The organism is Kribbella sp. NPDC051586 (assembly GCF_044453965.1).
Classification (GTDB): domain Bacteria; phylum Actinomycetota; class Actinomycetes; order Propionibacteriales; family Kribbellaceae; genus Kribbella.
The window spans coordinates 709,472-734,885 of sequence record NZ_JBITDF010000004.1 but is presented as its reverse complement, the minus strand read 5'-3'; the positions used below and the strand labels follow the sequence as shown (position 1 = coordinate 734,885).

The window sequence follows — 25,414 nt, the reverse complement described above, 5'->3', positions numbered from 1 at the left end:
ACCGGGAGGCCCCATGACCACGATCGGTGTCGCGATCCCGATCGCGGAGCCGTACGGCTCGGAGCTGCAGAAGTTCCGGGCCGAGTTCGGCGATCCGATGGCCGCGTCGATCCCGACCCACGTGACGCTGCTGCCGCCGACCGACATCGAGGCGACCGACCTGGACGTGATCGACGAGCACCTGCTCGCGGTGGCGGCCCGGTTCCCCCGGTTCCGGATCCGCCTGCGCGGTACGGCGACGTTCCGGCCGATCTCGCCGGTGGTGTTCGTGCCGCTGGCCGAGGGCATCTCGTCGTGCGAGGTGCTGCAGTCGCAGGTTCGGTCCGGGCCGCTGCAGGTCGACCTGCGGTTCCCGTACCACCCGCACGTCACGGTCGCGCACGACCTGGACAAGGACGCCCTCGACCGCGCGTACGACGCCCTGTCGGAGTACGACTGCGCCTTCGACGTCGAGTATTTCAGTCGTTACGAACACGGCGCGGACGGCGTGTGGCGGCCGCAGCGGTCCTTCCCCCTGGCAGGCTGAGCCTCCTCGTCACGGGTACAGGAGACTCATGAAAAAGCTCAAGGCCGCCTGGAAACGGTTCAGCCGGAGCCAGTTGTGGCGAGCCTGGCAGCGCTACGGCAACCGGCGCGGCAACCGGCTGGCCGGGGCGACGAGCTTCTTCGGGTTCCTGTCGCTGTTCCCGCTGATCGTGCTGGCCGCGGCGATCATCGGGCCGCTGCTCGGCGACAAGGCCGTCCAGACCCTGAAGGACACTCTCGAGAAGAACCTGCCCGGTATCGGCGACAAGATCGACATCGACAGCCTGATCAGCCACGCCGGAACCATCGGGCTGATCTCCGCGGTGTCACTGCTGCTGACCGGACTGGGGTGGATCGACTCCCTGCGGGCCTCGATCCGCTCGATGCACGAGCTGGACGACGAGCCGGGCAACGCGGTCAAGCTCAAGATCGTCGATCTCGGTGCGCTGCTCGGCCTCGGCCTGATCGGCCTGATCGCCACCGGCGCCTCGTCGATCCTGACCGGGCTGTCGCAGCGGATCGTCGATGCCACCGGCCTCGAAGACACCTGGTTGGGGCAGTGGGGTCTCGGACTGACCAGCGTAGTGCTGGGGATCGCTGCGGGCGCCGTGCTGTTCCTGTACATGCAGACCGCGCTGCCCCGGATCCTGCTGCCGCGCAAGGTGGCGCTGATCGCCGCGCTGGCCGGCGGCATCCTCTTCTACCTCGCACAGCGGCTCGGCAACCTCTACGTGGACCACGTGATCGGCGCGAACGCGGCGTACGGCGCGCTGGCGTTGCCGCTGGCGCTGCTGGTGTGGATCTACCTGATGACACGGGCGATCATGCTGATCGCGGCCTGGACGAAGGAAGCGAGCGTCAAGCCGGAGGTCGTGGCGGAGAGCCCCGAGCCGGTCGAAGAAACCGAGCCGGTCGAAGACACCGAGCCGTTGCTGCCCGGTCCGCCCGGCAAGCGGTACAAGGTGGTGCCGGTCCCGCAGCGGAAGGCAGACACGGTCGCGGTGGCCGCAGGAGCGGTGGTGGGCGCGACACTCACCACGGTCGCCGTGCAACTTGTGCGAGCGGTGCGCTCGGTCCGTCGTTAGTGCCGGCGCCGGCGGAGAGTGCGCGGTCGGCGCAGGAAGAGGCCGAGGAGCAGTACGGGCGGTCCGGCGTACGCCCAGGCGGGGACGCGGAAGGCGAGGGACTGGACGGCCTGGCCGGGGCTGAGGACGGTTCGGCTGCGTTGCGGGCGTGCGGTGCCCGAGGCCGGCTTGTCGGCGGGCTTGCCTTCCGGCTGGGTCTTCGGCGGGGCCTCGGCCTTCACCAGCGTGCCGACGGGCTTGAGCTTGGCGTAGTTGGTGAACGTCCAGGTCAGCAGGCCGCTGGCGTCCTCGGTGATGCCGTGCGGGGCGTTCATCATCGTCACCACCAGCGTGTGGCCGTTGCGGCGGGCGGCGCCGACGAACGTGTTGCGGGCCAGCGTGGTGTAGCCGGTCTTGACGCCGAGCGCGCCGTCGTAGTTGAACAGCAGCTTGTTCTGGTTCGCGACCTGGTAGGTGCCCTTGTTGCCGACGTTCGGGAAGTTCGTGAACTTGGTGGACGCGTACTTCGCGAAGTCCTGCCGGGACAGCCCCGCCTGCGCGAACAGGGCCAGATCGTAGGCGCTGGAGTACTGCCCGTCGGCGTCCAGGCCGGTCGGGTCGGTCACATGGGTGTCGAGCGCGCCGAGATCCTTGGCCTTCGCGTTCATCCGCTGGATGGTCGCGGGGATGCCGCCCTGGTCGTGCGCGCAGAGGGCGTGGACGGCGTCGTTCCCCGACGCCAGGAACATGCCCTGGAAGAGCTGGTCGACGGTGTAGTGCAGGCCGGGGTACACGCCGACCTTGCTGCCGATGATCCCGGCGTCGGCATCGGATCCGATCACCGGATCGGTCTTCTTCAGTCGCGGCAGCAGGACGAGGGCCGTCAGCGTCTTGAGCGTGCTCGCCGGGCGGAGCTTGGCGTGCGGGGCCTTCGCCGCGAGGACCTGGCCGGTGTCCAGGTCGGCCACGACATACGCCGATGCCTGGACAGCCGGCGGTGCCGCCCCGTTGGCGATCACCGTCGGCTTCGCCGTCAGCAGGTCGCCGCCGACCGGGCCTTGTCGGCCCTGATCGGCGGCGGTCGCTGTCAGAGGTCCGGCAACCGCCAGTGCGGTGGTCGCGCAGGCCGTCAGAAGCAAACGCATCGCGGGCACTCTAGTTGCCCTACGGTGCAGATGTCACAGTCGGGTCTCTGTCCTTGATCAGGCGCGGTAGGCAGTCCACATGTTGCTCATCCGGGTTGACTGGCCGGGCGTGAACTGGTTGTAGCAGGAGTCGTAGGAGTAGTCCATGTAGTTGTGGATCGGGTCCAGCCCGGGCAGCGAGCAGGAGTCCCGGCCGGTCGGGCAGCCGCTGGAGGCGCTGCTCTGGGCCGGCGTGTCGGACACCGAGTCGTTCGTGCTCGTGCAGCCGCCCTGGAACGTGTGGTACAGCCCGAACCAGTGGCCGGCCTCGTGGGACGCGGTCTTGCCGAGGTTGTAGTTGGTCGCCGAGCCGCCGGGCAGCGAGCTGTACTGGACCCGGATGCCGTCGATCTTCGGGTTGCTCGCGTAGTCCCACGGGAAGGTCGCGATCCCGAGGTACGAGAAGTCGACCAGCCAGATGTTCAGGGCGTTCTTGCCACCCTTGCGCGTTTGTGAGCGGTACTGCGTGCTCTGGCGGTCGTTGTGCCACTGGTTGTTCTTGTAGCGGTCGGTGCCGGCCAGGTAGAACGTGAAGCCGGTGTTCGCGGCCTGCGACGACTCGCCGCCGGCGTAGTCCTGGTTCAGCTCGGTGATCTGCTGGTTGATCTGGGTCGAGGTGACGTCACCGGCGCCGGAGGTGCTGAGCATGACGTGCACGTACACCGGGACGCTGGCTGCGGCCAGCTTGCCGGCCGTGGGTGCGAGACCACGGGCCCGCTTGGCCTTGAGGATCGCCGCCGTCTTCGCGTCGATGGCCTTCTGCTCGGCCACCGACAGGTCGCGGTGGTCAGCACCGAAGCCACCGCGGGCGGCGGCGCCGTCTTCCGGCGTGAAACACGCCGGGTTCCCGGTCTGATCGACGGGCAACTTGGCAGTCGCCTGTCCACCGAGCGGGCTGAAAGCAAGCGCCGTACCGGCCAGCAGAACAGCCAGGGCGCGGGGACGAGTTACGAAAGATCGCATCGCGGTCCTCCAGAATCGGGCCGCTTGGGCGGTGCGGCCGAATTCGCCGATTTTCCCCACGATCCCGCCCCCCGCCAACCCATTCTCTGACCGCTTGGTGCCACGGCACCGCATTGACACTGCGGGCTAGGCTTGAGTCAATGGACTGGAGATAGACCAATAGACTCCGGGAGTGGCCGTGTTGGGTGTGGAGAAGTTGCGGAGGCTGGTCGAGGCCGGTGAGGTCGACACCGTGCTGGTTGCGATCACCGACATGCAGGGCCGGTTGCAGGGGAAGCGCTGCGGGGCCCGGTACTTCCTGGAGGAGGTGCTGAAGCACGGGACCGAGGGCTGCAACTACCTACTGGCCGTCGACGTGGACATGAACACCGTGGACGGCTACGCGATGTCGTCCTGGGAGCGTGGGTACGGCGACATGGTGATGGCGCCCGACCTGGACACACTCCGGCTGGTCCCGTGGCTCGAAGGTACGGCGATGGTGCTGTGCGACGTGCAGTGGCTTGACGGCCGGCCCGTCGTCGCCTCGCCGCGGCAAGTACTGCGCAAGCAGCTCGACCGGCTGGCGGAGAGGAACCTCAAGGCCTACGTCGGGACTGAGCTCGAGTTCATCGTGTTCGACGACACGTTCGAGACCGCCTGGGACAAGCGGTACCGCGACCTCACCCCGGCGAACCAGTACAACGTCGACTACTCCCTGCTCGGCACCTCCCGGATCGAGCCGCTGCTGCGCGACATCCGCAACGGCATGACGGGGGCAGGCCTGTACGTCGAGTCCGCGAAGGGCGAGTGCAACCTCGGCCAGCACGAGATCGCCTTCCGGTACGACGAGGCGCTCGCCACCTGCGACAACCACTCGATCTACAAGACCGGTGCGAAGGAGATCGCCGCCAAGCACGGCAAGAGCCTCACGTTCATGGCGAAGTACGACGAACGCGAAGGCAACTCCTGTCACATCCACCTGAGCTTCCGCGCGGAGGACGGCGACGCGGTGCTGGCGGGGGACCATGACCACGGGTTCTCGCAGCTGATGGAGTACTTCATCGCCGGTCAGCTCGCCTGCCTGTCGGAGTTCACCTACCTGCTCGCCCCGAACATCAACTCCTACAAGCGATTCGTTCGCGGCAGCTTCGCGCCGACCGCGGTCGCGTGGGGTCTCGACAACCGCACCTGCTCGCTCCGCGTGGTCGGTCACGGCGACTCGCTCCGGGTCGAGAACCGCCTCCCCGGCGGCGACGTGAACCCGTACCTCGCGGTCGCCGCGATCATCGCCGCCGGCCTGCACGGCATCGAGAACGAACTGGAGCTCGAGCCGCTGCTGGAAGGCAACGCGTACGAGTCCGACAAGGAGCACGTCCCGTCCACCCTGCGCGAGGCCGCGGCGCTGTTCACCGGCTCGAAGCAGGCCCGCGAGGCGTTCGGCGACGAGATGGTCGACCACTACACCAACACCGCGCGCATCGAGCTGGACGCGTACGACGCCGCCGTCACCGACTGGGAGCGGGTCCGTGGCTTCGAACGGCTCTAGACGACCGCGCATCGGCATCACGACGTACCTCGAGCCGTCCACCTGGGGCATCTGGCAGCGGGAGGCGGCCATCCTCCCGCGCGTCTACCTCGACGCTGTGGCCATGGCCGGCGGTACGCCGATCCTCCTGCCGCCCGTCGGGACCGACGTCACGGTCCTCGACATCCTCGACGGACTGGTCGTATCGGGCGGCTGTGACGTCGACCCGGGCGCGTACGGCGAGGACGCACACCCCGAAACCGTCGACACCCGACCGGGACGTGACGAGCACGAGCGGGTGCTGATCCACGGCGCGCTGGAGCGGGACCTCCCGTTGCTGGCGGTCTGCCGGGGTTTGCAGATGCTGAACGTCACGCTCGGCGGCACACTTCACCAGCACCTGCCCGACGTCGTCACCAACGACCATCGTGGCGGTCCGGGGGTCTTCGCGACCACCGAGATCAAAGTCGAGCCCGACTCGTTGGCCGCCCGGATCCTCGGCGAGCGCGCGAGCGGCAGTTGCTACCACCACCAGGCGCTCGACGTCGTCGCGCCGGGCTTGAAGGTCACCGCACGCTCCGGTGACGGGACGATCGAAGCGGCCGAGGTGGAGGGCCGCGACTTCGCCCTCGGTGTGCAGTGGCACCCGGAGGAGACCCCCGACGACCTGAGACTGTTCACCGCTCTCATCAGGAGTGCTTCATGACTTACGACGTGATCAACCCGGCCACCGAGAAGGTGGTCCGGACGATCTCCCTTGCCACCCAGGACGATGCGGACGCCGCCATCGCCCGGGCCGCGAAGGCCTTCGAGACCTGGCGGGACGTCGCGCCGGCCGATCGCGGCCGGCTGCTGAGGAGGTTCGCCGACGCGGTCGACGCGGACCTGGAGAACCTGGCCGCGCTCGAGGTCGAGAACGCCGGCCACACGATCGGGAACGCCCGCTGGGAGGCGGGCAACGTCCGGGACGTGCTGACGTACTACTCGGCCGCGCCGGAACGCCTGTTCGGCAAGCAGATTCCTGTTGCCGGAGGCATCAATATCACCTTCCAGGAGCCGCTCGGCGTGGTCGGCGTGATCGTCCCGTGGAACTTCCCGATGCCCATCGCCGGCTGGGGTTTCGCCCCGGCCCTTGCCGCCGGCAACACCGTCGTCCTCAAGCCCGCCGAGCTCACCCCGCTCACCGCGATCCGCCTCGGCGAGCTGGCGCTGGACGCCGGAATCCCGCCGGGAGTCTTCGAAGTTGTCCCCGGTCCCGGGTCGGTGGTCGGCCGGCGTTTCGTGACACATCCGTCGGTCCGCAAGATCGTCTTCACCGGCTCCACCACGGTCGGCAAGCAGATCATGGCCGGGTGCTCGGACCAGGTGAAGCGGGTGACCCTCGAGCTGGGTGGCAAGTCCGCGAACGTCGTCTTCGCCGACGCCGATCTCGAGAAGGCGGCAGCGCAGGCGCCGTACGGCGTGTTCGACAACGCCGGGCAGGACTGCTGCGCGCGGTCGCGGATCCTGGTCGAGCGGACGGCGTACGACCGCTTCATGGAGCTGCTCGAGCCGGCGGTGAAGAACTTCAAGGTCGGTGATCCAGGTGATCCGGCGACCGAGATGGGACCGCTGATCTCGAAGGCCCAACTCGAGCGGGTCGCTTCGTATGCCCAGGAGCCGGCCTTCCAGGGGACGGCGCCGGCCGGGCCTGGGTTCTGGTTCCCGCCGACGGTGCTGGCGCCTCCGGACGAGCGGGCGCTGCGGGAGGAGATCTTCGGGCCGGTGGTCGCGGTGGTTCCGTTCGAGGACGAGGCGGATGCGCTGCGGATCGCGAACGACAGCGAGTACGGCCTGTCCGGCTCGATCTGGACGCGGGACGTCGGTCGGGCGATCCGCGTCGGCCGCGGCGTAGAAGCGGGCAACCTCTCGATCAACTCGAACTCGTCGGTGCGGTACTCGACGCCGTTCGGCGGTTACAAGCAGTCCGGCCTCGGCCGGGAGCTCGGCCCGGACGCGCTGGACGCGTTCACCGAGACCAAGAACATCTTCATCAGCACGGAGGACTGAATGGACGTGAAGGCGCATCGGCTCGAGGGCCGTGTCGCGGTGGTGACCGGGGGGGCCAGTGGGATCGGCCTGGCCACGGTACGGCGGCTCGCCGCGGAAGGCGCACACGTCGTGATCGGCGACCTCGACCCGGCCGCGGGCAAGACGGCCGCCGACGAGGTCGGGGGGCTGTTCATCTCGACCGACGTCACGGACCCGGCCGCCGTCGAGAATCTGTTCAAGCAGGCGTTCGACACCTACGGCAGCGTGGACATCGCGTTCAACAACGCGGGCATCTCGCCGCCCGACGACGCATCGATCCTGGACACCGGGCTGGAGGCGTGGCGGAAGGTCCAGGAGGTCAACCTGACCTCCGTGTACCTGTGCTGCAAGGCCGCGATCCCTTACATGCAACGGCAGAACAAGGGCTCGATCATCAACACCGCGTCGTTCGTCGCGGTGATGGGCGCGGCCACCTCGCAGATCTCGTACTCCGCTTCGAAGGGCGGCGTACTCGCGATGAGCCGGGAGCTCGGGGTGGAGTTCGCCCGCCAGGGGATCCGGGTGAACGCGCTCTGCCCGGGCCCGGTGAACACGCCGCTGCTGACCGAGCTGTTCGCCAAGGACCCGGAGCGGGCCCAGCGCCGACTCGTCCACGTCCCGATGGGCCGCTTCGGCGAACCCGACGAGATCGCCGCCGCGGTCGCCTTCCTGGCCAGCGACGACTCGTCCTTCATCACCGCCAACACTTTTCTCGTCGACGGGGGAATCTCCGGCGCTTACGTCACCCCGATCTAGTCTGGGGGCATGGTCGTTCAGGCAGACGAGGCGGTGTTCCGGCCGGTCCGGGCCGGGAACCCGTTCGAGGAGACGGTCGAGCGGTTGCTGCAGGCAATCAAGCTCGGCGTCGTCGTGCCCGGCGACCGGTTGCCGCCGGAGCGCGAGCTCGCGGCCCGGCTGAGCGTCAGCCGGGTCACGCTCCGGGAGGCGATCCACGCCCTCACCGAGGCCGGGTACGTCGAGTCCCGCCGCGGCCGGTACGGCGGCACGTTCGTCAACGAGCAGTTGCCGAAACCCCGCCGTACGCCGGCCAAACGGATCGCCCGCGACCTGGCCGACGGACTCGACGACGCCCTGACGCTGCGCTTCGTGCTGGAGACCGGCGCCGCGGAAGCCGCCGCGTCCCGGGAGCTGAGCGGCGCCGAACGCGACCACCTCGAACGCTGCCTCGCCGACACCTCCGCGGCCCGGCTGGCCGACTACCGCCGCCTGGACTCCCGTCTGCACCTCGCGATCGCCGAGGTGACCGGCTCGCCGTCGCTGACGTCTGCGATGGCCGACGTCCGGATGCGGCTGAACGAACTCCTCGACGCGATCCCCCTGCTCGAGCGCAACATCCAGCACTCGAACGAGCAGCACCAGGCGATCGTCGACGCCATCCTCGCCGGCCGTGCCGATGCCGCCCGGCAAGCGATGCAGGAGCACCTCTCGGGCACCGCGGTGCTGCTGCACGGCTTTCTCGCCTGACTTCTTGACACCCCGGACGCCGGGTGCCTCAATTGCGTAAAGGTCTAGGGGGAGACCATTGGCGCGGCTAGGAGGCTCGATGACCGACGACGAGGATCGCCTGCACCAACTGGGTTACGCACAAGAGCTGAACCGGACGATGTCCGGGTTCTCGAACTTCGCGGTGTCGTTCACGATCATCTCGATCCTGTCCGGCTGCCTGACCCTGTACGGGTTCGGGATGAACACCGGCGGCCCGGTGATGATCGTCTGGGGCTGGCCGATCGTCGGCCTGATGACCTTGTTCGTCGGCCTCTCGATGGCGGAGGTGTGCTCGAGCTTCCCGACCGCCGGCGGGCTGTACTACTGGTCCGCGAAACTCGCGCCGTCCAACGGCGCGGCCTGGTCCTGGTTCACCGGATGGTTCAACTTCCTCGGCCAGGTCGCGGTGACGGCCGGCATCGACTTCGGCGCGGCGTTCTTCCTGAACGCGTTCCTGGATCTGCAGTTCGGTTTCAGTGCGACGCCGGGGCACACGATCCTGCTGTTCGGGATCATCCTGCTGGTGCACGCGTTGCTGAACTCGTTCGGCGTGAAGCTGGTCGCGAGGCTGAACGACATCAGCGTCTGGTGGCACATCATCGGTGTGCTGTTCATCGTCGGCGCGCTGGTGTTCGTGCCGGACAAGCACCAGTCGGCGTCGTTCGTGTTCGGCCACTTCGTGAACAACACCGGGTGGGGATCCACCTTCTACGTCGCACTGCTCGGCCTGCTGCTGGCGCAGTACACCTTCACCGGGTACGACGCGTCCGCGCACATGACCGAGGAGACGCACGATGCGGCGCGCTCCGGCCCACGGGGGATCGTGATGTCGATCCTCGTCTCGCTCGCGGCCGGCTGGGTCCTGCTGATCGGGCTGACGTTCGCGATCCAGAACTACGACGGCTCGCTGCACAGCTCCACCGGCGTACCGCCCGCGCAGATCTTCATCGACGCGGTCGGCGCCGTCACGGGCAAGATCCTCCTGCTGGTCGTGATCGGGGCGCAGTTGTTCTGTGGGATGTCGTCGGTGACGGCGAACTCGCGGATGATCTACGCGTTCTCCCGCGACGGCGCGCTGCCGGGGTCGGCGTTGTGGCACAAGATCAACCACCGCACCCGGACGCCCACCAACGCGATCTGGCTCGCCGCCGCCGGCGCGTTCGTCCTCGGCCTGCCGTACCTGTGGAACGCGACGGCGTACGCCGCGGTGACGTCGATCGCGGTGATCGGCCTCTACATCGCCTACGTCCTGCCCACGCTGCTCCGGCTCCTGCAGGGTGACCGTTTCCAGCCCGGCCCGTGGAACCTGGGTCGTTGGAGCCGGCCGATCGGCATCGTGGCGATCGTCTGGGTCGCGTTCATCACGATCCTGTTCATGCTGCCCCAGGTCAGCCCGGTCACCGGCAGCACCTTCAACTACACCCCGGTGGCCGTTCTGGTCGTGCTGGGCTTCGCGGCGGCGTACTGGTTCCTGTCGGCCCGCCGCTGGTTCACCGGGCCCAAGGTCCAGGGCAGCGAGGAAGAACTGGCTGCCATCGAACGCGATCTGGAATCGATTTAGTCGTGTATTCAACCGCCTGTCGCGCAAGAGCGCGGCAGGCGGTTGCACTTTGTCTACAGGCCGTAGACCATCCGGTGCCCCGGCACGATCGTGCCGTCGCGACTGCTCGGATCTGGGCAGTTCCGGGTGTCAGGATGGTGACCACCAAATTTCCTCATGTGACACTTGCCGTGTCGGATGGTCGTTTCCTGTGATAATCAGCGAAGGGAATCCTTCGGGGAGCTGAATGACTGACGACGAGCTGGTCGGGCGTACGGGACTGGTCGAGCGTGCTACCAAGCAGCTCGAGACCAGTGGCAGCGTGCTGCTGTACGGTCCGACCGGTATCGGCAAGTCCGCTCTCGGGCGGGCCCTGGTCGCCGACCGCGGCCGGAAGGGCTGCCGGATCCTCAGCGCGGCCCCGTCCAACTCCGAGGCCGGCCTTCCGTACGTCACGCTCCTCGACCTGCTGTCCAACCAGCTCGAGTTCGCCTGGCAGGTGCTGCCGGATCACCTCCGCCAGCCGCTGGAGGTCGCGCTGCTGAAGGCGAGCGCCCCCGACACGGTGCGGGACGAGCTCGCCGTGCGCCTCGCCGTACTGCATGTCCTGCGTCGCCTGGCCACCACCGGCCCGGTCCTGCTGGTCGTCGACGACATCCAGTGGGTCGACCCGTCCAGCCTCGAGGTGCTCACCTTCTGCGCCCGCCGGCTGTCCGAGGGCGTGCATCTGCTCGCCACCGAGCAGGTGGCCGACGGGGACCTGCCGATGATGGTCGACGCGTGCCCGGAGCCCGTTCTCCAGCTCGAGGTCCCGCCGCTCACCGAGCCGGACGTCCTCGGTCTGCTCCGTCAGCGGCTGTCCAGCCCGCTCCCGGTCCGCACTGCCCGCCGCATCTTCACCGCGAGCGCCGGCAACCCGTTCATGGCCCTCGAGCTCGGCCGCGCCGTACTGCGGCATCCGAAGAGCGTCTCGCCCAACGACCCGCTCCCCGTGTCCAGCCGGCTCAAGACGCTGCTCGGCGACCGCTTGTCCACCCTGGAGCCCGGCGCCCACGAGCTGCTCCTGTACGCAGCGTCCTCGCCGCGCCCGACGACGACCCAGCTCGCGCGCGCCCTCGACCGTCCGATCGAGGCCGACCTGGCCGAGGCCGAGAGCCTCGGCCTGATCGACATCGCCGCCGAGCGCCTGCGCTTCACCCACCCGCTGCTGCGTGAGTTCGTGTATGCCGAGGCGACGTCGGCCGCCCGCCGTCAGGCCCACGCCCAACTCGCGGCCGTGGTCGACGAACCGGTCGAGAACGCGACCCACCGCGCCCTGGCGACCCAGGAGGCCGACCCGGAGCTGGCCGCCGCCATCGAGGAGGCAGCCACTGTCGCGGCGGGCCGTGGCGCGCCCGGTGCCGCCGCGACCCTGTGGCGGCTGAGCGCGGAGCGTACGCCGATCACGCGGCCCGACGACCGCGCCCGGCGCCTGACCCGAGCTGCCGATGACGCCGCGGCCGCTGGTCACCTGGCGGAGTCGGCCGACATGGCGCGCTTCGCCGTACAGGCCGCGACGAAGCCGGAGACCAAGGTGCCCGCGCTGTTGCTGTGCGCGGACGCGGTCTGGCCGGAGCGGGACCGCCGGGTCGAGCTGCTCGCGGAGGCGTTCGCGGCGGCAGAGGGCGACAAGCGGCTGGAGGCGCGGGTCCGGATCGAGCGCAGCCACAGCCACTACTTCGATCGCAGTCTGGACGACGCGCAGGAGGACGCCCGCGTCGCCGAGGCGCTGGCGCGCGAGGCGGGTGACACCGAGGCGGTCGTCGACGCGTTGAGCGCGGCGAGCTCGGTGCTGATGGCACGTGATGCCGAGGAGTCCTCGGACGCCGTGCTCGAGCAGGCCGCCGAGCTGGCCGAGGGACTGCCGCTGACCAGGACAGTGGTGAACGCTCGTCAGATGGCCGCGATGCGGGAGCTGTTCCGCGGCCGCACCGACGAGGCGATCACCGCGATCACCGCGCTGGTCGACGAGGTCCGCGACCACGGCGCGATGCGCTGGCTGGCGTCCGCGCTGATCTCGGCGACCGCGATCTACGAGCGCAGCGGCCGCGGCGCCGACGCGTTGGCCGCGGGTCACGAGTGCTACCAGTTGATGCAGGACATCGGCGACGAGGCCGAGGTCGGCATGATCATCGCCAGCCGGGCCGAGTGGGTCGGCGGTTCGGCGGCCATGGGCCGGCAGCTCGCCGAGGCCGCGCTGGAGGGCGTCCGCCTGGTCGGGAACGACGAGTGGACCGGCCCGGCGCTGGCCAGCCTCGGGCAGATGGCCGTGCTGACCGGCGACCCGCAGCGGGCGGTCGAGTCGTTCGACGCGATCGCCGGGTCGGGTGAGGCCGCGATGCCGTACGACCCGGCCGTGATCCCGTGGCACGCGGACTACGCGGAGGCGCTGGTCGCGGCCGGCCGGCTCGACGACGCGGCGGACTTGATCGCCGAGATCCGGACCCGCGCGGAGAACCTCGACCGCGAGGTCGTCATGATCGGCCTGGCCCGGTCCGAGGCGTTGCTGATCGCCAAGCAGGGCGACCCGGCCGCCGCGCTGGACCTGCTCGAGAAGACGATCAGCACGGCGGGGGACCGGGTCTACCCGCTCGACGTCGCCCGCTGCGAGCTCACCCGTGGCAGGGTCGCGCGGCAGGCCCGTCGCCGGTCGGTCGCGCGGACGGCGTTCCTGGACGCGATCGAGCAGTTCGAGGCCCACGGCGCGCCCGCCTGGCGGGAGGTCGCCGAGACCGAGCTCGCGCGCCTCGACGTGCCGAGCCGGAGCCGACAGCCGTCGGAGCTGACCGACAACGAGCAGCAGATCGTCTCGATGGTCCGCGACGGCTCCACCAACCGCGAGATCGCCGCGGCGCTGTACCTGTCGGTGAAGGCCGTCGAGTCGCAGCTGACCCGCCTGTACCGGCGCTTCGGGGTCGCCAACCGCACCCAGCTGCTCCGGATGGTGGATCGCCCCAGTCACAATGGCTGAGTGAAGCTCGAACGCAAACACGCCGTCGTCCTGCTCGCCATCGCAGCCTGGAACGTCATCACCTATCTGCGCTTCATCAAGGCGCTGGTCGACACCGAGGGCCGCCCGACCGGGTACTACGTGGCGCACACGATCCTGGTGATCGTGAACCTGCTGATCGCCGCCCTGCTCGGGACCTGGGGTGTGCGCGCGTACAAGGCCTCGCGCGTCAACGCTTCAGAAAACTCGCAGGTGTGACACCGAGCAGTTTCCGGAAGTGCCGGTTGAGGTGCGACTGGTCGTAGAAGCCGGCCAGCGTCGCCACCTCCGCGGCCGGGCGGCCGTCGAGCAGGTACCGCCGGGCCAGGTCGACCCGGCGGCCGGTCAGGTACCGGTGCGGCGGCATGCCGAACTCCCGGCTGAACGCCCGGACCAGATGCGCCGGATGCGCATGCACCACCTTCGCCGCATCCTCCAGCGTGATCCCGTCCGGCACATGCGCGTCCAGTAGGTCGCGCAAGTCCGCGGCCACGCCGAGGTTGTACTTCTCCGGCGGGCCGGTCACGTGATGCCGGAGATGCTGGCCCAGCCGCTCCTCGATCAGCGTCAACCGGCTCTGAGCCTCCAGGTCCTCGCGGCCGTCCTCGAGTACGCCGTGCAGTTGGTGGATCCGGTGCCGCAGCAGCGGGTCGACGTACTCGGGCTGGTCGACGGCGGCGCCGATCAGGCCGTCGCCCAGCCGATCAGGCGCCAGGTAGAGCACCCGCTTCCGGAAGCCCTGCGGCAGCACCGACCGCCCGTCGTGCGGCACGTTCGGGGGCAACAGCGAGACCTGCGCCTGGGCGAGCCCGTGCTCGCGATGATCCAGGTCGTACCGCACCGCGCCTTCGTCGACGATCAGCACGGTCCACGCGTCGTGCGTGTGAGTCGGGTACGCATGCGACGGGAAGTGGGCGTGCAGTACCTCGACGACCCCGGCCAGCCCGGGCCGCCACGCCCGGACCACGGCGCCGCTGCTCATAGTCAGAACATACGCTTCTGGGCGTGAAGGTATACGTGAGCGCGGACATGGAAGGCATCACCGGACTGGTCGACGCGGAGGACGTCCAGCCGCCGGGCCGGGACTACGAGCGCAGCCGGGTGATGATGACGGAGGACGTGAACGCGGCCGTCCGTGGTGCGTACGCCGCGGGGGCGACGGCCGTCCTGGTCAACGACGCGCACGGCCCGATGCGCAATCTCCTGCCCGACCTCCTCGACCCGCGGGTCCGCCTGATCAAGGGCCGCCCGAAGCCGATGGGCATGATCGAGGGCCTGTCGTCGGAGTACGACGCCGTGCTCTGCGTCGGCTTTCACGCCCGCGCCGGCGTCCTCGGCGTACTGAGTCACAGCTTCATGGGCCACGAGATCGAGGACATCTGGCTCGACGACCGCCCCACCGGCGAGATCGGCCTCCTGCACGCGGCGGCAGCGGCGTACGGCGTACCCGTGGCCCTGCTCACCGGCGACGACACCGCCTGCGAGGAAACCAAGTCCTGGGACCCCAGCGTCACCACCGTCCCGGTCAAATTCGCCAAGGACCGCTTCGCCGCCCAGCTCGTCCCGGTCGCCGAGGCCCGCCAGTCCATCGAGACCACCACCACCGAGGCCCTGACCAACCTGTCCACACCGGCCGCTGATCACGCCCCCCACCGCCTGACCGTCCGCTGGCAATCCGCCTCGGTCGCTTTGCATCTTGCTGCAATCCCCGGCGTCGAACGCCAGGACGACCGCACGGTGACCCTCGAGGCCGAGATGCTCCACCTCTACCGACTGTTCAACCTGTTCCTGCGGGTCTGCACCGCCGTGACCTCGAACCCGCCGTACTGCTGAAAACTGTCGGAGCTCGTCGGTAGCTTTCGGGACTCGACGACCTGGGGGTGGGGGATGAGGGAGACAGCAGTTCCGGCCGATCTCGCGGCGGCCTTGCGGACAGGGTTGGAGCCGCTCGCCGCGGGGGACGACCTGGTCTCTTATGTACTGACCGGGGCGCCGCAGGACGCGCTGGGCCGCGTCGGCGGGTACCACGCGGCCTGGGACCTGGCGGTGATCGGGCACGCCTACGACCCGTCACCGGCGCGCGAGGCGCTGAAACACTTCGTCTGCGGGCTGTCCGAGTTGCCGGTCGACGTGTTGGGGCGCTGGGTCAAGGTCCTGGGGGCCGCGCTGACGAACACGCCGGAGTACTTTCCGCGCGACATGGCCGGTCAGCCGGCGTGGATCGGTGCACTGCTGTTCCAGCTGGGCAATGTGTCGGCGCGGACGTTCAGCCACGCGCGCTTCGAGGAGTTGCTGGTCGCGGAGGGGCTCGATCCCGCCACGATGCTGCTGATCGCTTTCGAGATCCCGACCGGCCACACCGGCTACTTCCCGGAGTACCGGGTCCACGCCGTCCACAGCATGGACGGTTTCGACGACGCCGTACGCCGGCACACCGCGGCGCTGAGATCCGGGCTGACGCTGGACAAAATCACCCATCAGCAGTCCGCGCTCGCCCTGCTGAAGCACCTGCCGATGGAGACGTTGCAAGGCCTGACGCCGGAGCTGGCGTCCATCGCCGCCTCGTCCAATCGGGAGGTGCGCGCCGCAGCCCGGCCGTTCCTGACCATCGAGGGCGTGCCGGCCGAGCTGCGGGCGCTCGCAGAGAAAGGCAGGCCCGACCAGCGCGTCGAAGCGCTAAAGTTGCTCTGGGCAACAGAAGGGCATCGCGAGTGGGCGCTGGAGCATGCCGCCGCGGACCGCGCGGCGAGCGTCCGCGAGCTGCTCGACGTCTGGCGGCCGGTGGCCGCACCGGCAGAGCCGCCGCCGCTCGAGATCCCGAAGGTCTTCCTGCGCATGCCGGTGACCGAGGACCTGCGCGCACTGCTGCGGAAGGTCTGGGACGAAGACACCCGCTTCCTCCACCCGTCCAGCGGCTCGGAGCACAAGGACAAGCTGACCGAGGACGATCTGGTCAAGGTGCTGGAGGCGCTCCAGACCGGGAATCCGTGCCAGCTCTCCAGCCGCCAGATGCCGTACCGGTGGTCGTGGTGGGTACTCGGCAAGTACGCGAGCCAGTTGGGCCCGGTCGTCACCACGCTGGTGCTCGCTCGCTCCGGTGAGCTGATGTCGAGCCGGACCGGCCTCCTGACCGAGCAAGCCACCGAGATCTACAACAGCCTGTTCAGACAGACAGGTCATCCGACGCTGATCGAGCTGGCGCTCATCCTTCGGGCGATGGACCTCGATGGACGCGAGCTGGTCGCAGATCGGTACAAACGCTCGTACAACGCGCTTGCCACTGGTTGGCCGGACGAGGCCATCGCGCCGTTCGTGCAGTACGCGTTGCCGCAGTTCCTGGAGATGCTGGCCACCACCGGTGACCACTACGCAGCCGACGACGCGCCGTTCCGGGCCCTGGCGACGCTGCCGGTTCTGCCGGCCGATGCGATCGAGGCGCTGATGACGATCGCGCTGCGACCGCAGAAGGCGAAGCGCCGGGCCGCGCAGGACGCGTTGATCCGCGTCGACGGGTTCGAGCAGCGCCCGGTCGCGGCCCTGCAGGACACCAAGGCCGAAGTGCGAACCGTCGCCGCGCAATGGCTGCAACGGCTGGGATACGAGCCGGCGGTCCCCGCGCTGGAAGCCGCCCTCGCCAAGGAGAAGAACGACGTCGCGATGGGCGCTCTGCTGGATGCGCTGGAGAGCTTCGGCCTGCCGGTCGAGAACTACGTCCATCGCGACGGTCTTCGCAAAGAGGCAGAGGCTGGGCTGGCCAAGGGGCTGCCCAAGGGTGTCGAGTGGATGCGTTGGGACTTGCTTCCGGAGGTGCACTGGGCCGACAACGGCGAGGTCGTGCCGCCGGAGGTGTTGAAGTGGCTCATCGCCCAGGCGGTCAAGGCGAAGTCTCCGGAGCCGAATGCGCTGCTGCGCAAGTACTGCGGGATGTTCGAGGCGAGTGAGCGCGAAGAGTTCGGCCAGCACCTGTTGGAGGCGTGGCTGGCGCAGGACGTCCTCCCGATCAGCGAGGAGGCGGCGCTCAAGCTGGCTTCGGACGAGGCGACCGTGCAATACGGCTACCTGACCAGATTTCCGCAGCACAATGTGAAGAGCCCGCTCGCGGGCATGAGCCTGACGCAGATCACGGCGTACTACCTGCCGAGGTACAGCGATCGGCTGGCCGGGTCGGCTGCCGCTGCCAAGGGCATGCTGGCGGTCGTGGCCGCGTGTGCGGGCGAGCGGGCCGCGGCGCCGGTCGGTCGGTACCTGAAGCAGTGGTTCGGGAGCCGCGCCGCACAGGGCAAGGCGCTGATCGCGATGCTGGCCTGGATCGACCACCCGAGCGCGATCCAGCTGATGCTGTCGGTGGGTTCCCGGTTCCGGACGAAGAGCTTCCAGGACGAGGCGACCCGGCAGGCCGAGGCGCTGGCCGAGCGCAAGGGCTGGACGATCAACGAGCTCGCCGACCGGAGCGTGCCACTGGCCGGTTTCGACGACGACGGACAGATCGAGTTGTCGTACGGCGGTCGCGCGTTCACCGCCGCACTCACGCCGGAGCTGACCGTCGAGCTGCTGTCACCCGAGGGCAAGAAGGTCAAGGCTCTGCCCGCGGCTCGGCAGACCGACGACGCCGATGCGGTGAAGGCAGCCAAGAAGGCGTTCTCGACCGCGAAGCGCGAGCTGAAGGCAGTCGTCGAGCTGCAGACCAACCGGTTGTACGAGGCGTTGTGCACCGAGCGGACGTGGCCCGCCGGCGACTGGCAGCTGTACTTGAACGGCCACCCGATCATGCGCCGGCTGGTGCAAAGGCTCGCGTGGGTCGCCGACGATACGACGGTCTTCCGGTCGCTCGACGACGGGACGCTGACCGATGCCGACGACAACGAGGTGAAGCTCGCCCCGGACGCGGTGGTGCGGATCGCGCACGACACGGTGCTCGACGAGGAGGCCGTGCGCAGTTGGCAGCAACACTTCGACGACTACGAGGTCGTGCCGCTGTTCCAGCAGTTCGGCAAAGGGATCTTCCGGCTACCGGCGGAGCGGGCCGACGACCCGGCGCTGGGCGACTTCGAGGGGCACCTGGTCGAGGCGTTCGCGTTGCGTGGCCGGACCGGCAAGCTCGGCTACACCCGTGGTACGCCGCAGGACGCCGGCTGGTTCTACGAGTACGAGAAGCGCTTCCCGACGCTCGGGCTGACCGTCGTCGTCAACTTCACCGGCAATACGCTGCCCGAGCAGAACCGGACCGTCGCGCTCGGCCCGGTCCGGGTGATCCGGGCGGCGGAAGACCCGGGGATCGGTTCGGTCGTCCAGCTCGCCGACGTACCGGCGGTGCTGTTGTCGGAGGCGTACAACGATGTCCGGCTGATGGCCTCGGACGGGTCCGGATTCGATCCGGACTGGGAGAAGAAGACGAGGTACTGATGCGTAAGGCAACGATTCTGCGAGAGCCGGCCGAGGTCATGCACGCCGCGGAGCTGCAGCGGCTGCGGGCGGCGGACCAGGGGTCGCGGCCGGCCGGCTGGCGGTTGTCGCCGCGGGCGGTCCGGGCGTTCGTCCTCGGCGACCCCGCGCTCGACGTACGGCAGAAGTTCTACGGCGACGACGCGCTGGTGGACCGGTGCGTGGTCACGCTGATGAGCAACCGCGGCCTGCTCCTGGTCGGTGAGCCGGGGACGGCGAAGTCGATGCTGTCGGAGTTGTTCGCGGCGGCGATCGGTGGCGATTCGACCTGCACGATCCAGGGGTCGTCCGGCACCACCGGCGACCAGATCACCTACTCGTGGAACTACGCCCTGCTGCTCGCCGAAGGCCCGACCCAGCGTGCGCTGGTGAAGGGCCCGCTGTACGACGCGGCCGAGCAGGGCAAGCTGTGCCGGTTCGAGGAGGTGACGCGGGTCCAGCCAGAGATCCAGGACGTGCTGATCGGCATGCTGTCGGACAAGGTGATCCATGTCCCGGAGCTGACCGGCGACGAGGCGACGGTGTTCGCCGAACGCGGGTTCAACGTGCTGGCCACGGCGAACCTGCGCGACCGCGGGGTGCACGAGATGTCCAGCGCGCTGAAGCGCCGGTTCAACTTCGAGACGGTGCGACCGATCGCGGACCGGCGGCTGGAGGAGTCGCTGATCAAGGAGCAGACGGCAACCCTGCTCGCGCAGTCCGAAGTCGGGACCCGGCTCACCGACGACGTGGTGACGTTGCTGGTCACGGCGTTCCACGACCTGCGTGACGGTGTCACCGCGGAGGGCACGGTGATCGAGCGACCGAGCGCGGTGCTGTCGTCGGCGGAGGCCGTCGCGGTCGGGTACGCGGCCGGCCTCGACGCGCAGTACTTCGGTGACGGGACGGTCGGGGGTGAGCATGTCGCGCGGCAGTTGATCGGGACAGTGCTGAAGGACAATCCGGACGACGGGAAGAAGCTGCGGCACTACTTCGACGTCGTGGTCAGGCAGCGCGCGAAGTCCGACGATCAATGGCGCCGGGTCCTCGACGCGCGCCGCGAGCTCGATCGCTGAGGTCCGCTGTGGATGCGGGGAATGTCCGGGAGTTGGCTGCCGAGCTGGTCCGCGACGATCTCGTCGTCGTACCGGTCCGGCACCACAGTCCAGCCTGTGCGCTGCTGGTGCGCCGTCTCATCCGGCAGCGCCGACCGAGTGCCGTCCTGGTCGAAGGTCCGCGCGCGTTCACACCGATCATCCCGCTGCTGACTCATCAGGACGCCCAGATGCCCTTGGCGGTCTACACGTATGCGGCGCGGGGCGCCGACCGCTGGGCGGCGTACTACCCGTTCTGTGACTACTCGCCCGAGTTGGTCGCGCTCCGGGACGCAGCCGCAGCCGGCATCCCGAGTCGCTTCATCGACCTGGATCTCGCCGAGCAGGCGCCGCAGGATCGCGGTGAGGAGGGCGCATCGCTCCTCGACGAACGTCACTTCCGGCACAGCGAGAGTCTGCGGCTCCTGGCCAAGCGTCTCGGCTGCGCGGACGACGAGGACCTCTGGGAGCTGCTGTTCGAGTCTGACGCGCCGACGGCCAGCACGACCGAGCAGATCGCCCGGATGGCGGCGTACTGCTTGACGGCCCGTGCCGACCGGAGTGAGGAGGACCTCGCCGCCGACGGTACGACGTCGCGCGAAGCGGAGATGGTCTGGCAGATCCGGGCGGCGTTGGCGGATCGAAGGCCGAGTGACGGGCCGGTGCTCGCGGTCGTCGGCGGCTTCCACGCGGTTGCCTTCCCTGCCCTGCTGGCAGATCCACCTCCACGCCCGAGCATCGGTACGAAGGATGTGACGGGCGACTCGGCCTTGATTCGCTACACGTTCGAGCGACTGGAGCGGTTGAACGGCTACAGCGCCGGGATGACGTCGCCGGCCTGGCACCAACGACTCTGGACGAATCTGAACGATCCGCCGCCAGGCCAGGATCCGCGCGTCGCGGCGACCTTGACCGCACTGCTGGATATCAGCACCGAGCTGCGCGAGCGGCATCGGTTGCCGTTGCCGCTGCCGTCCGTGGCTGCCGCGTTCGAGCACGCGGTGCGGTTGGCCGCCTTGCGCGAGCACCCGGCGCCGCTGCGCAGCGATCTTCTCGACGCCGTCCAGAGCTGTTTTGTGAAAGGCGATATCGACGTCGAGGGCGTGCTTGTCCGGGCGGCGAGCACGTACACGCTGACGGGCGACGCGATGGGCCGGCTGCCGCCTGGCGCGGGTCGGACGCCGCTCGTCGAGGACACGTTGCAGCGCCTGCGGCGACAACGGCTGCGGGTCGACGAGCCCGGCCGGCAGTCGACCTCGCTCGATCTCTACCGCAACGCCGCCCATCGCGAGACGTCCCGGTTGCTGCACGGGATGGCACTTCTCCGGGTGCCGTTCGCGCACCGGACCGCCGGGCCTGACTTCGTGCACGGTTCAGGATTGGCCCGCCTGCACGAGAAATGGGACTACAGCTGGACGCCGGTCGTCGAAGGCTCGTTGGTCGAGGCATCGATCTACGGAACGACGATGCAGACCGCAGTGACGACGCGATTCGCCGAGATCCTGGCCGAACGACGTACGGCGGGCGTCGGCGCGTCGGAGGCGGTCGCGCTGCTCGCACAGGCCTGCGTGCTCGGGCTGCACGGACAGGTCGGGGAGACGCTCGAGCTGGTCGGGTCGAGCATCGCAGCGGATGCGGCGTTCCCGGCTGTCGGTGTGGCGGTCACCCAGCTCGCCTTGCTGTGGGAGGCCCGCGAGCCACTGGAGGCGCGCAAACTCGCGGAGCTTCCGGCTTTGGTGCGTACGGCGTACCAGCGGGCCATCTACCTCGGCCGGCAGCTGACCGGGGATGCTCGCCCGACCGCGGAGGCCCTCGTGCGGCTCCGGGATCTCGTCGTCGCCGAGACCGGCGGTGAGCTCGATGGAGCGCTGTACTGGGACCTCGTGGACAGGATCTCCGATGGACACGCAGAGCCGTTCGTCCAGGGCGCTGCGACCGGGATCGCCTATTCGGCGGGCCGATCCGGGACGGACGAGGTGGTTACTCGGGTCGCCGGACACCTGGCCGGTGGGGTGTCGCCCGTGGCCGGGGTCGCGTTCGTGTCCGGTCTCCTGATGACGGCTCGCGAGGCGGCGTGGCAGGAGCACGGTCTGCTCGTCGAGCTCGATCGCCGGCTGTCCGGCTGGGACCAGGCGACCTTCGTCCGGCACCTGCCTGACCTGCGCCTCGCATTCGCCGATCTGACCCCGGCGGAAACCGATCGCGTCGCGAAGCTCGTGGCTGCGCTGAAGGGACTGTCAGACCTGGGTTCGATGACGATCCCGAGTGTCAGTGCCGAAGAAGTCCAACGTCACCTGCACGTGTCCGAGCAAGCCCGCGGACTGCTGGAGCGCGACGGCCTCGCCGGCTGGCTGACCGGCGGAGGTGCGGCATGAGCGAATCCGAGGTTGAGCGGTGGCGGCTCGTCCTGGGGCGGTACTCCGACGGCCAGCTCGGTTCCGCGCCCGACGGCAGTCCGCAAGCGCGGATGGAGGCGGCGCTGGACTACCTGTACGGGCGTGAGTACGGCGGTCGCGGCGTACGCGAACAGGAGGGCTCCGGGGACGGACAGCCCACGGACCGGATTCAGCCCGGCGGCAGCGGCCCTTCGGCGCCGGCGCTGGTGACCTGGCTGTCGGAGGTCCGCGAGCTGTTCCCACGCGAGACCGTAGAGATCGTCGAGCGTCACGCCCTGGACCGGTACGGCCTGACCGAGCTGATCTCCGATCCCGACCTGCTCGCGCGGCTCGAGCCGGACGAGGACCTGCTGAAGACGCTGCTCGCCCTCAAGGGCCACCTCGGCGAGGAGACCCTGGTCGTCGCGCGCCGGATCATCCGGCAGGTCGTCGAAGAGCTGCGCCGGCGGCTCGAGATGGAGGTGCGCGCCGCGCTGGCCGGCCGGCTCAATCAGCACCGGCACTCGCCGCTCCAGGTCGCCGCGAACTTCGATCCGCACGGCACCATCCGCCGCAACCTGAAGAACTACGACCCCGAAGGCCAACGGCTGGTGCTCGCCGACGTGCTGTTCTTCGAGCGCAACGCCCGCCGGTTGCCGTGGGACATCATCGTCTGCGTCGACCAGAGCGGCAGCATGGCCGGCTCGGTCATCCACAGCGCGGTGATGGCCGGCATCCTCGCCGGGCTGCCCGCGTTCCGCATCCGGCTGGTCGTGTTCGACACCTCGGTCGTCGATCTGTCCGCGCACGCGGACGATCCGGTCGAGGTGCTGATGCGAGTACAGCTCGGCGGCGGCACCAACATCGCCAAAGCCGTCCGGTACTGCGCCCAACTCGTCGAGAACCCGCACCGCACCGTGCTCGTCCTCGTCACCGACTTCTGTGAGGGCGGTTCGCCGACCGATCTGGTCCGGGCCGTGCGCGACCTGGCCGAGGCGCGGGTGAAGCTGCTCGGCCTGGCCTCGCTCGACGGAGCCGCGGAGCCCTTCTACGACAAGGCGATCGCGGGCCGGCTCGCTGACGAGGGCTTGCAGATCGCGGCCCTCACGCCGGGACAGCTGGCGTCCTGGCTGGTCGAGGCGACCGGATGAGCATCCGGCCCGAGCTGGTCGGGGTGCTCCGCCGGTACGACGACGACGCGTGGGCCGCGCTTGCGTCGAAGGGTCTGCTGCGCCGGGCCCGGAAGGACCTCGAGCGGACAGCGCCGTCGATTGTTGCTGAGGGCACGGATTCGCTGGAGGTGGCGGTTGGAGCCGCGACCGTCACGTTCGGCGCGGTGGGACCGACCGCGGCGACCTGCAGCTGTCCGAGTGGCTCGACCTGTCAGCACGTGATCGCTGCCGGCCTGTGGCTGGCCGCGGTGGACAACAGCCCTGGGGATGAGCAGGTCGGTGCGGAGCTGCTGCGGCTGACCGCGGCCGAGCTGCGCGAGTTCGCGGGGACGACGGCGTACCGCTGGGCGCGGGAGTACGTCGAGGACGTCGAGGACGGGATCCGGATCGAGGTGGGGCGTCATCTCGTGCTGACGTTGCTGAGTCCGCGGATCAGCTTCCACTGGATGGGCGGCGGGATCGCCGGACTGGTTGCCGATGGCAAGCTGCCGTCGATCGAGAAGTACCAGGTTGCTGCCGTCCTCGCTTACCAACTGGCCGCTGGCGTGGAACTGGAGCCGTTCGAGCGTCGTACGCCGGTGGTCAAGGCCGCCAACGAGAATCGTGCCATGCTCCGGGTCGCCGTCGAGCAGTTGCTGCGCGACACGATCCAGCTCGGGATCGCCCATCTGTCGGAGTCGCTCTTCCAGCGGTACGAGACGCTGGCGGTGTCGGCCCGAGGCGCGGAGTACTACCGGCTGGCCGGCGTACTGCGTAGTCTCGCCGGGCAGATCGAGCTGGCCCTGGCGCGCTCGGCCCAGGCCGACGAGCATCAGTTGCTCGACCAGCTCGCCACGGCGTACGCATTGGTCAGCGCGCTCGGCGTACTCGGTGATGTTCCGCGGCTGGTCGGATCCGCGCGCGGGCGGTTCGAGCTGGCAGGGAGGCTCGAGCTGATTGGTCTCGGCGCATTCCCGTGGCGGTCTGCGTCCGGGTTCGCCGGTCTGACGGTGGTGTTCTGGTCCGTCGACGAGAGCCGGCCGGTGACCTGGACGGACACACGGCCGGGCAGCCTGATCTTCGATCCGCGCTCGCGGTACACGATGCCCGGTCCGTGGGTCGGTCTGAACAGTCCCTCGGATGCGACCGGCGCGCGGGTCAAGCTGACCGGTGCGCGGCTGACCGCGAGCGGCCGCCTGTCCGGCGTCGACAGTACGCACGCCTTCGACGATCCGATGTCCGGTGCCGCGATCGCAGCCGCCGTACCGATCGCCGACCGCTGGGCCGAGCTGCTTGGCGGACGAATGCTGAGCCTCTTGGAGCAGGACGGTCCGCAGCGCGAGTGGGCTGTACTGCGCCCTGCCGAGTTCGGGTCCGCGCACTTCGACGAGGCTCTGCAGCGGATCGAGTGGCCGGTCACTGATGCGGCCGGCGACGCACTTCCGTTGCGCGTGCCCTATTCGGCCGAGACTTCGCAGGCGGTCGCCCGCATCGAGGCGCTGCCGCGGCCGGCGCCCGGGACGCTGGTCGTGGCCAGGATCAAGCGCGCCGCCGAGGGGCTGGTCGGCGAACCGCTGAGCCTGATCGATCCAGCTCGCCGGGCCGGGGACGCTGTCGATGCGCTTCACTTCGGCGCCGTCGCACCAGATCGGCGGCGGTTGTCCAGGATCGCTCCGACCCAGACGACCCAGACGACCCTGACAACAGCGCCACCTCCACGTCAGTTGCTCGACCTCCGCAGCTGGCTGATCCAGCAGGCCGAGCGCGGCACCGGCGCGGTCTCCGCGGGAGCCTTCAACCATGAGCTGGACAGGCGTCACCAAGCGCTGCGGTCGGCCGGATTCGACGTCTTCCCGGACGGTCTCGGCGCTGCCCCGCCGATCGGGTTGCTGCGGTCCTTCTACCTGACCCTGCAGGTCACGCAGCTCCTCACCGGCTGAGCGCCTCGAGGAGAGACGCTGCGCAAGCTGTTGAGCGAGATCGGAGAGG

General features: G+C 69.2%; 19 protein-coding genes. 16 read left to right on the top strand and 3 right to left on the bottom strand.

Annotation, left to right across the window (positions count from 1 at the left end; genetic code table 11):
- The first annotated feature begins 13 nt into the window (after positions 1–13).
- Together ACIA58_RS30370 and ACIA58_RS30365 are read left to right on the top strand one after the other, a co-directional pair.
- Complete coding sequence (locus ACIA58_RS30370; RefSeq protein ID WP_396407227.1) at positions 14–526, top strand: 2'-5' RNA ligase family protein; 513 nt, start codon at positions 14–16, stop codon at positions 524–526.
- Positions 527–554: 28 nt separating this feature from the next.
- The gene (locus ACIA58_RS30365) at positions 555–1,610 is read left to right on the top strand and encodes a YihY/virulence factor BrkB family protein (RefSeq protein ID WP_396407226.1); all 1,056 of its coding nucleotides are present in this window, start codon (positions 555–557) and stop codon (positions 1,608–1,610) included.
- Here ACIA58_RS30365 and ACIA58_RS30360 read toward each other — a convergent pair.
- Both ACIA58_RS30360 and ACIA58_RS30355 read right to left on the bottom strand, forming a co-directional pair.
- Positions 1,607–2,734, bottom strand: a complete 1,128-nt coding sequence (locus tag ACIA58_RS30360; protein WP_396407225.1) for a D-alanyl-D-alanine carboxypeptidase family protein — start codon at positions 2,732–2,734, stop codon at positions 1,607–1,609. The genes ACIA58_RS30365 and ACIA58_RS30360 overlap by 4 nt on opposite strands.
- A gap of 57 nt (positions 2,735–2,791) precedes the next feature.
- The gene (locus ACIA58_RS30355) at positions 2,792–3,736 is read right to left on the bottom strand and encodes a zinc metalloprotease (RefSeq protein ID WP_396407224.1); all 945 of its coding nucleotides are present in this window, start codon (positions 3,734–3,736) and stop codon (positions 2,792–2,794) included.
- Positions 3,737–3,908: 172 nt separating this feature from the next.
- Here ACIA58_RS30355 and ACIA58_RS30350 point away from each other — a divergent pair, with 172 nt between their 5' ends.
- From ACIA58_RS30350 to ACIA58_RS30315, 8 genes are all read left to right on the top strand, one after another.
- Positions 3,909–5,261 carry a glutamine synthetase family protein gene (locus ACIA58_RS30350; RefSeq protein WP_396407223.1) on the top strand — a complete coding sequence of 451 codons (1,353 nt, stop codon included), beginning with the start codon at positions 3,909–3,911 and terminating at the stop codon, positions 5,259–5,261.
- Positions 5,242–5,946, top strand: a complete 705-nt coding sequence (locus tag ACIA58_RS30345) for a gamma-glutamyl-gamma-aminobutyrate hydrolase family protein (protein ID WP_396407222.1) — start codon at positions 5,242–5,244, stop codon at positions 5,944–5,946. Before ACIA58_RS30350 ends, ACIA58_RS30345 begins: the two co-directional genes overlap by 20 nt.
- Entirely contained in the window at positions 5,943–7,289 is a 1,347-nt protein-coding gene (locus ACIA58_RS30340) for an aldehyde dehydrogenase family protein (RefSeq protein WP_396407221.1), read from the top strand. The genes ACIA58_RS30345 and ACIA58_RS30340 overlap by 4 nt, the downstream gene beginning before the upstream one ends.
- Positions 7,290–8,066 carry a 3-oxoacyl-ACP reductase gene (locus tag ACIA58_RS30335; protein WP_396407220.1) on the top strand — a complete coding sequence of 259 codons (777 nt, stop codon included), beginning with the start codon at positions 7,290–7,292 and terminating at the stop codon, positions 8,064–8,066.
- Between the two features lie 9 nt (positions 8,067–8,075).
- The gene (locus ACIA58_RS30330) at positions 8,076–8,795 is read left to right on the top strand and encodes a FadR/GntR family transcriptional regulator (RefSeq protein ID WP_396407219.1); all 720 of its coding nucleotides are present in this window, start codon (positions 8,076–8,078) and stop codon (positions 8,793–8,795) included.
- 79 nt (positions 8,796–8,874) lie between these two features.
- Complete coding sequence (locus ACIA58_RS30325; protein WP_396407218.1) at positions 8,875–10,377, top strand: amino acid permease; 1,503 nt, start codon at positions 8,875–8,877, stop codon at positions 10,375–10,377.
- A gap of 226 nt (positions 10,378–10,603) precedes the next feature.
- A complete protein-coding gene (locus tag ACIA58_RS30320) occupies positions 10,604–13,366 on the top strand; it encodes an AAA family ATPase (RefSeq protein WP_396407217.1) in 2,763 nt (920 codons plus the stop codon).
- A complete protein-coding gene (locus ACIA58_RS30315; RefSeq protein WP_396407216.1) occupies positions 13,367–13,603 on the top strand; it encodes an SCO4848 family membrane protein in 237 nt (78 codons plus the stop codon).
- Here the strand turns inward: ACIA58_RS30315 and ACIA58_RS30310 are convergent.
- Positions 13,575–14,366 carry an AraC family transcriptional regulator gene (locus tag ACIA58_RS30310; protein WP_396407215.1) on the bottom strand — a complete coding sequence of 264 codons (792 nt, stop codon included), beginning with the start codon at positions 14,364–14,366 and terminating at the stop codon, positions 13,575–13,577. The two genes, ACIA58_RS30315 and ACIA58_RS30310, sit on opposite strands and share 29 nt — an antisense overlap.
- A gap of 23 nt (positions 14,367–14,389) precedes the next feature.
- Here ACIA58_RS30310 and ACIA58_RS30305 point away from each other — a divergent pair, with 23 nt between their 5' ends.
- The 6 genes from ACIA58_RS30305 to ACIA58_RS30280 are packed head-to-tail and all read left to right on the top strand — an operon-like array spanning position 14,390 to position 25,365.
- Complete coding sequence (locus ACIA58_RS30305; RefSeq protein WP_396407214.1) at positions 14,390–15,217, top strand: M55 family metallopeptidase; 828 nt, start codon at positions 14,390–14,392, stop codon at positions 15,215–15,217.
- Between the two features lie 54 nt (positions 15,218–15,271).
- On the top strand, positions 15,272–18,787 hold the full coding sequence (locus ACIA58_RS30300) for a DUF4132 domain-containing protein (protein WP_396407213.1): 3,516 nt from the start codon (positions 15,272–15,274) through the stop codon (positions 18,785–18,787).
- Positions 18,787–19,881, top strand: a complete 1,095-nt coding sequence (locus ACIA58_RS30295) for an AAA family ATPase (protein WP_396407212.1) — start codon at positions 18,787–18,789, stop codon at positions 19,879–19,881. Before ACIA58_RS30300 ends, ACIA58_RS30295 begins: the two co-directional genes overlap by 1 nt.
- Before the next feature lie 8 nt (positions 19,882–19,889).
- Positions 19,890–22,274: a DUF5682 family protein gene (locus ACIA58_RS30290; RefSeq protein ID WP_396407211.1), complete on the top strand. Its 2,385-nt coding sequence runs from the start codon at positions 19,890–19,892 to the stop codon at positions 22,272–22,274.
- On the top strand, positions 22,271–23,425 hold the full coding sequence (locus ACIA58_RS30285; protein ID WP_396407210.1) for a VWA domain-containing protein: 1,155 nt from the start codon (positions 22,271–22,273) through the stop codon (positions 23,423–23,425). The genes ACIA58_RS30290 and ACIA58_RS30285 overlap by 4 nt, the downstream gene beginning before the upstream one ends.
- Positions 23,422–25,365, top strand: coding sequence for a hypothetical protein (locus tag ACIA58_RS30280; protein ID WP_396407209.1), 1,944 nt, complete (start codon positions 23,422–23,424; stop codon positions 25,363–25,365). The genes ACIA58_RS30285 and ACIA58_RS30280 overlap by 4 nt, the downstream gene beginning before the upstream one ends.
- Positions 25,366–25,414 lie beyond the last annotated feature (49 nt).